Genomic DNA, 11308 nt, shown 5'->3' on the forward strand with positions numbered 1-11308 from the left:
CTACACGTGGCCTGACGCCCATGCTCACTAGACTTGGTTCAGCGGCGCGCCTGCGCCCTGCTGTTTTGTGCGAAACCTACTTAAGCAGCCTGCAGAGCGCCGCATCCGACACCCTCGGCAGAATCCGGAGAATTCATGAGCCTCGATCAAGACCTTGATCTGCAGACCACTGCAGGCAAGATTGCGGACTTCCGCCGCCGCCAGGCGCAGTCCCTGCAGCCTTCCGGCGCCGAGGCGATCGAGAAGCAACATGCCCGCGGCAAGAACACCGCGCGGGAACGGATCGAAATGCTGGTGGACGAAGGATCTTTCGTCGAGTTCGATGCCTTTGCCACGCACCGGTCGACCGCCTTCGGCATGGAGAAAAAGAAGCCGCTCGGCGACGGCGTCGTCTCCGGTTACGGCACCGTCGATGGGCGGCTGGTGGCGCTGTACAGCCAGGACTTCTCCGTCTACGGCGGCTCGCTCTCCCAGGTCAACGGCGAGAAGATCGTGAAGGTCCAGGAATTCGCCCTGCGCAACGGATGCCCCGTCATCGGCATCAACGACGGCGGCGGCGCCCGGATCCAGGAGGGCGTGGCGTCGCTGGCGATGTTCGCTGACATCTTCCGCAACAACGTTGCCGCCTCCGGCGTGGTGCCGCAGATCTCGCTGATCATGGGCCCGTGCGCCGGTGGGGCCGCCTACTCCCCCGCCCTAACGGACTTCGTGGTGATGGTGGACAAGACCAGCCACATGTTCATCACCGGACCGGACGTCATCAAGACGGTCACCGGCGAAGAAGTGGACATGGAAACGCTGGGCGGGGCGCGCCAGCACAACGCCACGACGGGCACCGCCACGTACCTGGCCGCCGATGAATCCGACGCCGTCGAATTCGTCCGTGAGCTGCTCGAGTTCCTCCCCTCGAACAACCTGGCCGAGGCTCCGCCGCTGGACTTCGAGGAGGAACTCGACCTCACCGCCGACGACCTGACCCTGGACGAACTGATTCCGGATTCGGCCAACCAGCCGTACGACATGCGGACGGTGATCGAGCACGTCGTCGACGACGGCAACTTCCTGGAAATGCAGTCGCTGTATGCGCCGAACGTGATCATCGGCTACGGCCGCGTCGAGGGGCACACCGTCGGCGTCGTGGCCAATCAGCCCATGCAGTTCGCAGGCACGCTGGACATCAACGCCTCCGAAAAGGCCGCCCGCTTTGTCCGTCACTGCGACGCCTTCAACATTCCCATCCTCACGCTGGTGGACGTGCCCGGCTTCCTGCCTGGCAAGGACCAGGAGTTCAACGGCATCATCCGCCGCGGGGCCAAACTGCTCTATGCCTACGCCGAGGCCACGGTGCCGAAGCTTACGGTCATCACCCGCAAGGCCTACGGGGGTGCCTACATTGTGATGGGCTCCAAGAAGCTCGGTGCCGACCTGAACCTCGCCTGGCCCACCGCCCAGATCGGCGTGATGGGCGCCCAGGGCGCGGTCAACATCCTCTACCGCCGCGACCTGGCCGCAGTGGCTGCCGAAGGCGGCGACGTCGAGGCCCGCCGGCAGGAGATCATTTCACAGTACGAGGAAGAGCTGCTCAACCCGTACCAGGCTGCCGAACTCGGTTATGTCGACGCCGTGATCGCACCGTCCGACACCCGCCTTCAAGTGGTGCGCGGCCTGCGGGCGCTGCGCGACAAGCGGGCGACGATGCCGCACAAGAAACACGGGAACATTCCGCTATGAGCCGGTGGTCAGACATGAATACAACACAGTCTTCGGGCACCGCCGCGGTGCCGCAGGCCGATGACGCCATGAGGCCCCATCCGCTGCTGACCGTGGCCAAGGGCAATCCCAATGCCGAGGAACTAGCCGCGCTGACCGCCGTTGTCGCCGCCCTGCAGTCATCCGGGGTGTCCGGCTCGCCGCAGAGCAAGCCCCGGCGAAACCGCCGGCCGCTGCTGCGCCCGTTCGTCTCGCACGGCCCCGGCGCTTGGCGGCACACCTTCCGGTAGCCGGCTCCCCAGAGGGCACGCCCTGCGGTAATGCCGCCGCGGCCCGGGGGTCACGGACTCCCGGCCGGCTTGGTACTGCTGCCGCTTCACTCCGGGGACGGGCGCGGTACGGGTCTCCGGGCGCTCAGCGCGGGTCCAGGACCGTGCCGAGGAAAAGCGGAAAACCTGTGGGCAGGTGGATGATCTGGTAGAGGAAGGGCCGATCGAACGAAAGCTCGATCTCGGGCTGCGGCGGCAACGAACCGGACAGCACATCCAGTTCGGTCACGGCGGCGGCGATGGTTCCCTTTTCGCCGACGGTGATGTTGGCCTGCTGGGCCGCGCCGGTCACCGAGGCGTCCGGCTGGATGGCCTCCAAATCGGGATTCGGGCCGAAGGTTTCGCCGAGTCCGAGCCCGCGCAGGATGGGCAGCAGATCCTGCCGGTGCGTGTGGTTCCAGCGGGGCAGCTCGAGAACGACCATGGCCTCGTCGGCACTGTCCATCACCGTCGCCACCTCCACCAGTCCGGCCTCGTCCATGACCGGTGCACCGTCGTCGGGCAAAACGAGGCGCATCACGAATCCGTCGCTGTACGGCAGGTCGAGGCCTTGCCAGCCGTTCCCGCGGGCGTACCAGGCCTGCACCAGATTGCCCATCATGGGTACCTCGACCGACTCGCCGGAAGCCGTGGTGAAACCGCCGTCCTCCGTGACCGACGGGTCGAACGGTTGGTCCCAGGCGGCCGCGAAGTAGACGGCGTTGAGCAAGGTCAGCGTGTTCCCCGGGTCGAAGGTGCCGGGCGCCTCGGTGATGCGGCCGCCGGTGTGGTGGTCCACCCACGCATCCATGGCCTGTTTGGTCGCTGGATCCGAATAGTCCACCGGGTAGACGCCGGAGCCGTAATGCCGGGCCAGGGTGCGCAGGTAGTCTTCGCCGGTGGGCGTCCCTTCGTCCACGAAGACGCCGTTGGCCAGGTGCGGCAGCGGCCGGGCCGGTGGCTCCTCCTCGTCGACCGAGTTGGGATCGCCGTCGAAGCCTTCCCACTCCGCCGACAGCCCGTTCATGGCGGCTTCGAGATGCTCGTCCGGCAGCCCCACCACGGCATCCATCTCGCGGGCCGTGGTGCTGCCGGCGCCCGCGCGGAGCATGGCGACGGCGTGGAGCAGGCTCACCGGACTGGTGACCTGGTTCTTCTCCGGCGCCGCCGCGAGCATGGCTGCTCCCAGCTTGTAGGCCGAACGCCGCAGCGCTTCGACCTCGGCCGGAAAGTCCCCCGCTGCCACGTCCGCCCGGGCCACTCCGTCCGCGGCCAGCAGTTCCGGAGGCGCCGCGCAGGCGCCGAGCATCATGGCGGGCGCCACCCCCAGTGCCGCCAGCGCCGCCGTCGTCCTCTTGCGCACTTTGCCCTCCTCGCCGTTGACCCCCCAACCTATGGGGCGGCAGGACCTCAGGGCCAGAGGCAGCACACTACGATTCTGTGACGATTGCCGCTGGGCCGGCCGCCCGGTGCCGGACGGCGGACAGGCGCGCTGGCGTGGCCGGGTCTGCGGGTTGCCGGTAGGCTCTCCCTGTGACTGAGCAGACATCTGAACTGACCAAGAGCCCGGAAACCTGGCGCATCCCGTCCGCCATCGATGCCGTCGCAGACGCCTACACGGCGGAGCTGCTGGAGTTGGATCCTTCGCTGGCAACCTCCCTGGGCATCCCCGGACATGAAACCGAGTACCCGGACTACTCCCCTGCCGGCGCCGAGGCCTTCGCCGAGGCCACCCGGGAGGCACTCCGGCGGCTGGAGGACCTGGAACCGACCGACGACGTGGACCGCGTCACCCTCGATGCGATGCACGAGCGGCTGGGCCTTGAGCTCGAAATCCACGAGACCGGCTGGGACCTGGCGGACCTGAACAACATCGCCTCGCCGGCGCAGGACATCCGCGCCATCTTCGACTTGATGCCCACCAACACCATCGAGGACTGGAACAACATCGCCGGCCGCATGGCGCACGTTCCGGACGCGATTGCCGGCTACGTGACGTCGCTGCGCGAGGCCAAGGACCGCGGGCTGGTCGCCGCCAAACGGCAGGTGCGGATCGTGATCGAGCAGACCCGTGCGTACGCGGCCAAGGACGGCTTCTTCCGCACGTTGGCGGGGCAGGCTGCCCCGGAAGAGGGCGAGCTGTCCCAGGACCTGCGCGACCGGCTGGCCGAAGCCGCCGGTGCCGCGGCGACCGCCTACGGCCGGCTGGCCTCGTTCCTCGAGGCCGAGCTGCTGCCGGCAGCACCGGAGAAGGACGCCGTCGGGCGCGAACGCTATGCCCTGATGTCGCGCCGTTTCCTAGGCTCCGCGGTGGACCTGGAAGCCACCTATGCCTGGGGGGTGGCGGAATTGGACCGCATCATCGCGGAGCAGGAGGCCGTGGCGGAGCAGATCCGGCCCGGGGCCAGCATCGAAGAAGCGATGGCTCTGCTGGATGCGGATCCCCAGCGGCAGCTGCACGGCACCGACGAGCTGCAGGCGTGGATGCAGCGTCTCTCGGACAAGGCCGTTGAGGAGCTAGCCGGCCACTTCGAGATCCACGAACCGATGCGCCGGCTGGAGTGCATGATTGCCCCGACGCATGAGGGAGGCATCTACTACACCGGCCCCAGCGACGACTTCGCCCGGCCGGGCCGCATGTGGTGGTCGGTGCCCGAAGGCGAAGACAGCTTCACCACGTGGAAGGAAACCACCACGGTCTACCACGAAGGCGTTCCGGGCCACCACCTCCAAATCGCGACGGCCACCTACCGGCGCGAGCTGCTGAACAACTGGCGGCGGAACATCTGCTGGGTTTCCGGCCACGGCGAAGGCTGGGCACTGTATGCCGAACGCCTGATGGATGATTTGGGCTACCTGGCCGATCCGGGCGACCGGATGGGCATGCTGGATGCGCAGCGCATGCGGGCCGCCCGGGTGGTGTTCGACATCGGCGTCCATTTGGAGCTGGAGATCCCGGAGCGCTGGGGATCGGGTGCCTGGACACCGGAGAAGGGCTACGAGTTCCTGCGCAAGAACATTGCCATCAGCAAGGGCCAGCTGGACTTTGAATTTGCCCGCTACCTGGGCTGGCCGGGACAGGCGCCGGCCTACAAGCTGGGCCAAAAGCTCTGGGAGGAAATCCGCGACGAGCGACGCCTGCGCGAGGGCGACGCATTCGACATTAAGGCCTTCCACAGCCAGGCGCTGAATATCGGCTCGGTCGGGCTGGACACCCTGCGGCGCGCGCTGCTGGGCGAGGACCCGGTGCCCGCCACCGGCTGACCCGGGCCGGTTCCGGCCGGACGTCGGACAAGGCGCGGACAAACAGGAGGGCCGATGCATCCCCCAACGGTGCACCGGCCCTCATCTGTGCCGGGTCCCTTCGGCCCTTAAAGGGGCGTACTCTCCGGCGGGAGAAGCTCCCGCCGGAATCGTACGGTCAGGCAACCGGGCCAGCGGCCAACCGCGGCGCTTCTTTACGCTCAGGTCACGGCGGGGAAACACCCTAAGCAGGGTTCGCTTTGCGGCGCCGGATAAGCTTGGTCGGATGACCGATCTTCGCCTGATACTCGCCTCAGCCTCCCCCGCCCGCACCAAGCTCCTGACCGAAGCCGGTATCGCGCACGAGGTCCTGGTCTCGGATGTCGACGAGGACGCGGTCACGGCGGGCTACGGCATCACCGACCCGCACGACACGGCGCTGTTGTTGGCGCGGGCCAAGGCCGAGGCTGTTGCGGCGCTCCCCGTGGCCGAAGGCGCCTTGGTGCTTGGCTGCGACTCCGTGTTCGAACTCGACGGCGCGCCGTACGGCAAGCCGCATGAGCCGGACGTCGCCCGGGAACGCCTGCACCGGATGAGCGGGCGGCACGGCGTGCTGCACACCGGCCATTGGCTGGTGGACTGCCGCCCCACCGCCTTCGAAGCCGGCGGGCAGGGAATCCCCGGGGCCGGATCGGGTGCCACCGTATGGGCGGTCGCCTCAGCCGCGGTGCATTTCGCCCAGCTCACCGACGCCGAAATCGACGCCTACGTGGCCAGCGGGGAACCGCTGCACGTTGCCGGTTCGTTCACCATCGACTCGCTGGGCGGCGCCTTCATTGAGCGGGTGGACGGCGACCCGCACGCCGTCGTCGGCCTCTCGGTTTCCACCCTGCGCCGGCTGCTGTCCAGCGCCGGCGTTCAGATCACCGACCTCTGGAGCTATTAGGCCCTTTCCGGTCCGGGCGCTGGCCTTTTTATGACGCGGCATTATCCAGTGTTTAACCGTTTCATCATTTTCTGCTTAATTCTGCAGCCCAAAAACTTATTTCGTTAAACAGCGGGAATTTCTCTCCTATATTCGTCCTTGTCTGACGTCATCAGACTGGGGGGAATCTAGTTTGGCGCCGTCAGCAAAGTGCCCCTCATCGCACACGAGTTGGGGTACTACATGTTTCGCAAACGGCCTCCACGCCGGCTTAGTCTCAGATACGTCCTTGCGGTCCTTCTGGCCGCTTTGCTCTCACTTGGGACGGTTCCAGCCATTGCCGGTGAAATCGCTTCGATCTCCGGGACCGTGACCGTCCCCGAAGGCCATTCGGCAGCATCGGTTACTGTGCGCGCGTTCGCCGCCGCAGACCACGAAGCCTCTGGAGAAGCGAAGGTGGCCGACGACGGCCGTTACCTCCTGGCGAACCTGGTCCCGGGTAACTACAAGCTTGAGTACGTGAGCGATGACGATGAAATCGCCTCAACCTGGCATGGAAATTCTTCTACATTCGATGACGCTGCTCTGATCGCGCTGGGTGCAGCGTCTTTGACGGACGTTAACGTCACCTTGCCTCTAAAGCCAACCGACGCTGGTGCTGAATCGAAAGACAGTATTAAAACAGCTGATTTAGAAGCCTCGGCTCCGTCCGCCCCGGAGACAGAACTGGACGAGCAAGCGGCCATCGAAGCCGAATCCTCGGCGCAAAACCAGACCGAACAAGCTAGGCCCGACACAACGCGCGAGGATGCTGCAAGCTCGGATAGAGCGACAGCGGTACCCTCACTCGGTGCATCGGCTACTGCCACTATCTCCGGGACCGTTGCACTACCAGAAGGCGTCGACCCTGCATGGATCAGCGCCACCGTTTATGGCACGGATTACCAATGGCTCAGCTCCGTCCAGCTTAACGAAGACGGGACCTACGCCCTCACTGGGCTGGCTGCCGGCGACTACAAACTGGAGTTCGATGGCGGTGGCTCCGGCGCGCTCTCGCAGTGGTATGACGGCGCCCAATCCTTCGAAGTGGCCGAAATCCTGACCCTGGCCGACGGCGAAGACCGCGACAACATCAACGTCGAACTCGCCAAGGCCGCAAGCATCTCCGGGACCATCGTGGTTCCCGACGGCGCCAACGTCAGTGATGTATACGTTTATGCCTACACCGACAATGAGTGGGACGACGTAGCCTCAAGCTGGGTGCAAGAAGACGGTACCTACAGGCTCACCGGACTGACAGCCGGCGAGTACAAACTAAAGTTCCACGGCGGCGGCTCCGGTGCGCTCTCACAGTGGTACGACGGCGCCCAATCCTTCAAAGTGGCCGAAATCCTGACCCTGGCCGACGGCGAAGACCGCGACAACATCAACGTCGAACTCGCCAAAGCCGCCAGCATCTCCGGGACCGTTGCACTACCGGAAGGCGTCGACCCTGCATGGATCAGCGCCACCGTTTATGACCCGGACTACCAACGGATCAGCTCCACCCAGCTTAACGAAGACGGGACCTACACCCTCACAGGGTTGGCTGCCGGCGACTACAAACTAAAGTTCCACGGCGGCGGCTCCGGTGCGCTCTCGCAGTGGTATGACGGCGCCCAATCCTTCAAAGTGGCCGAAATCCTGACCCTGGCCGACGGCGAAGACCGCGACAACATCAACGTCGAACTCGGCAAAGCCGCCAGCATCTCCGGGACCGTTGCACTACCGGAAGGCGTCGACCCTGCATGGATCAGCGCCACCGTTTATGACACCGACAATGACTGGGTCGGCTCCGAGCAACTCAACGGGGACGGCACCTACACGGTTTTGGGACTGGCCGCTGGACAGTACAAGGTCCATTTCTCCGCCGGCGGCTCTGGCGCGATCTCGCAGTGGTACGAAGGCGCCCACTCCTTTGGCGAGGCCAAAACCCTGACCCTGGCCGACGGCGAAGACCGCGACAACATCAACGCCGAACTCGGCAAAGCCGCCAGCATCTCCGGGACCGTTGCACTACCGGAAGGCGTCGACCCTGCATGGATCAGCGCCACCGTTTATGACAGCGACAACGACTGGGTCGGCTCCGAGCAACTCAACGGGGACGGCACCTACACGGTTATGGGACTGGCCGCTGGACAGTACAAGGTCCACTTCTCCGCCGGCGGCTCTGGCGCGCTCTCGCAGTGGTACGAAGGCGCCCAAACCTTCGAGGAGGCCAAAACCCTGACCCTGGCCGACGGCGAAGACCGCGACAACATCAACGCCGAACTCGGCAAAGCCGCCAGCATCTCCGGGACCATCGGGGTCCCCGACGGCGCCAACGCCAGCGCTGTACGCGTCCGCGCATACACCGACGACAACGAGTGGGACTATGCCGCCTCGGCTTGGGTGGAAGAAGACGGCACCTACACCCTGAAGGGGCTGGCCGCCGGCACCTACAAAATTCACTTTTCCGCCGGCCGCTCGGGTGCGATCTCGCAGTGGTACGAAGGCGCCCACTCCTTCGACGAGGCCGAAACCCTGACCCTCGAGGACGGACAGGACCGCACCAACATCAATGCTGAACTCGGCAAAGCCGCCAGCATCTCCGGCACGATCGTGGTTCCCGACGGCGCCAACGTCAGCAGAGTAGAGGTTCGGGCGTACATCGCCGATCAGCGGCACTACGACGAATGGGACTTCGTTGCCTCAGCCTCCGTGGAAGATGACGGCACCTACATCCTCAACGGACTTACAGCGGGCGACTACAAACTTGAGTTCGATGGTGGCGGCTCCGGCGCGCTCTCACAGTGGTACGAAGGCGCCCAAACCTTCGAGGAGGCCAAAACCCTGACCCTGGCCGACGGCGAAGACCGCGACAACATCAACGCCGAACTCGCCAAAGTCGCCAGCATCTCCGGGACCATCGGGGTCCCCGACGGCGCCAACGCCAGCGCTGTACGCGTCCGCGCATACACCGACGACAACGAGTGGGACTATGCCGCCTCGGCTTGGGTGGAAGAAGACGGCACCTACACCCTGAAGGGGCTGGCCGCCGGCACCTACAAAATTCACTTTTCCGCCGGCCGCTCGGGTGCGATCTCGCAGTGGTACGAAGGCGCCCACTCCTTCGACGAGGCCGAAACCCTGACCCTCGAGGACGGACAGGACCGCACCAACATCAACGCTGAACTCGGCAAAGCCGCCAGCATCTCCGGCACGATCGTGGTTCCCGACGGCGCCAACGTCAGCAGAGTAGAGGTTCGGGCTTACATCGACGATCAGCGGCACTACGACGAATGGGACTACGCTGCCTCAGCCTCCGTGGAAGATGACGGCACCTACATCCTCAACGGACTTACAGCGGGCGACTACAAACTAAAGTTCCACGGCGGTAGCTCCGGCGCGCTCTCGCAGTGGTTCGACGGCGCCAAAACCTTCGAAGACGCCCAAACCCTGCCCTTGGCCGACGGCCAAGACCGCGCCAACGTTAACGCTGAACTCGCCAAAGCCGCCAGCATCAGCGGCACGGTGGCCATGCCTGCGGGTGCCGATGCCGAATCTGTCCGGGTCCGTGTCTACCAGGTCGAGGACCCAGACGAATCGGTCGGCGGCACCTGGCTGGACGAAGACGGCAGCTACACAATTTCTGGACTAGCCGCTGGACAATACAAAATCCACTTCTCCGCCGGCGGCTCGGGCGCGCTCTCGCAGTGGTACGAAGGCGCCCAAACCTTCGGAGAGGCCGAAACCCTGACCCTCGAGGACGGACAGGACCGCACCAGCATCAACGCTGAACTCGCCAAAGCCGGGAGCATCTCGGGCGTAGTAACAGCCATGGCAGGTGGGACAACGGAGGGGGTTGAAATCAGGCTTTACTCAGCAGCCACTGGTGAATGGCTAGATGAGGAAACCCCGGACGAGTCCGGAGCCTTCATGTTCCACGGAGTGGCCGCAGGCGACTACAAGTTGTACGCCAGCACATGGGGAACAGGGCTCCTCTCGCAATGGTATTCAGGCGCCTCGACCAAGAACAGTGCGACGGTTGTGAAGGTTGCACCTAGCCTGGACGTGGACGGCATCAACTTCGACCTCAGCAAGGGCCTAACCATTTCGGGAACCATTTCCGTGCCGGAGGGCTATAGTCCGGAGGACATTGCAGTCACCATCTATGACTCCTTCGGCGACCAAACAGGTTGGGCCAACACGGATGCGGCGGGACGCTACTTCGTTTCCGGACTCGAAGACGGCAACTACAAGTTGAAAGTTCATGCCTGGGGTACGCGTCTCGTTCCCCAATGGTACAAAGACGCACGCTCCGGGGACGATGCGATTGGCCCGTTGGTTCTGGCCGGCGGGGATCTGACAGGAATCGACATCGAGCTGCAGCCGGGTGGCAGTATTCACGGCAAGATTACAGTCCCTGTCGGCCACCCTATCGAGGAGATGTACGTCTACGTCTACGATGCCGAGACTGGCGAATCCGAGAATAGCGGCGTCGTGAACCGAGATGGAAGCTACTCCGTCTTGGGCCTTGCCCCCGGTGGCTACAAGCTGCACTACGTCAGCTACGACGGCTTGAACGATCGATGGTATGGAAATGTTGCTTCGATGGCGGATGCCACAGTTGTGATCGTTTCTGGAACTGCTGATTCGTCCGATATCGATTTCGTTTTCGGAGAGAAAACATTCGCCACTGTCACTGCGCCGAAAATCAGCGGTGACGTAAAACTCGGTAATGTGCTTACCGCGGCACCCGGACCGACCGAGCCTGCGGCCTCGAAAGTCGAGTACCAATGGCTGCGCGAGGGGAAGGCTATCGAGGGTGCGGCTTCCGCCAGCTACAAGCTGGCTGCGGCTGACGCTGGAAAACAAATCAGCGTGCGGGCCAGTTACTTCTTGGCCGGCTACGCGACGGAATCGGCTGTGTCAGCAGCTGTTACGCCTGTCTTTTCCTTTACGGACGCACCGGTTCCCACACTCACCGGCGGCAACGATGTCGGCGCGACCCTGACCGCCGCCCCCGGCACAACCACACCGGCAGCCACCGTCACCTGGCAGTGGCTGCGCGACGGCAAGGCCATCGACGGGGCGACCAAGG

At 64.6% G+C, this 11308-nt stretch carries 6 protein-coding genes; 5 read left to right on the top strand and 1 reads right to left on the bottom strand.

The features are described 5' to 3' along the window. Positions 1–135: 135 nt before the first annotated feature. Both AC5RVV_RS16795 and AC5RVV_RS16800 read left to right on the top strand, forming a co-directional pair. Entirely contained in the window at positions 136–1731 is a 1596-nt protein-coding gene (locus tag AC5RVV_RS16795) for an acyl-CoA carboxylase subunit beta (protein ID WP_494002528.1), read from the top strand. 14 nt (positions 1732–1745) lie between these two features. After that, positions 1746–2000, top strand: a complete 255-nt coding sequence (locus tag AC5RVV_RS16800) for an acyl-CoA carboxylase epsilon subunit (protein ID WP_494002529.1) — start codon at positions 1746–1748, stop codon at positions 1998–2000. A 124-nt stretch (positions 2001–2124) separates the two neighbouring features. On the opposite strand, the gene AC5RVV_RS16805 is transcribed toward AC5RVV_RS16800, so the two are convergent. Further along, positions 2125–3381: a serpin family protein gene (locus tag AC5RVV_RS16805; protein WP_494002530.1), complete on the bottom strand. Its 1257-nt coding sequence runs from the start codon at positions 3379–3381 to the stop codon at positions 2125–2127. A 170-nt stretch (positions 3382–3551) separates the two neighbouring features. Here AC5RVV_RS16805 and AC5RVV_RS16810 point away from each other — a divergent pair, with 170 nt between their 5' ends. The 3 genes from AC5RVV_RS16810 to AC5RVV_RS16820 all read left to right on the top strand — a co-directional run. After that, positions 3552–5282 carry a DUF885 domain-containing protein gene (locus AC5RVV_RS16810; protein ID WP_494002531.1) on the top strand — a complete coding sequence of 577 codons (1731 nt, stop codon included), beginning with the start codon at positions 3552–3554 and terminating at the stop codon, positions 5280–5282. A gap of 265 nt (positions 5283–5547) precedes the next feature. Then, complete coding sequence (locus AC5RVV_RS16815) at positions 5548–6207, top strand: Maf family protein (RefSeq protein ID WP_494002532.1); 660 nt, start codon at positions 5548–5550, stop codon at positions 6205–6207. Positions 6208–6555: 348 nt separating this feature from the next. Next, positions 6556–11308 (top strand): MSCRAMM family protein (locus AC5RVV_RS16820; protein ID WP_494002533.1); only part of this gene is annotated, 4753 nt, incomplete at its 3' end.

The organism is Arthrobacter sp. MDT2-34-1 (assembly GCF_059091365.1).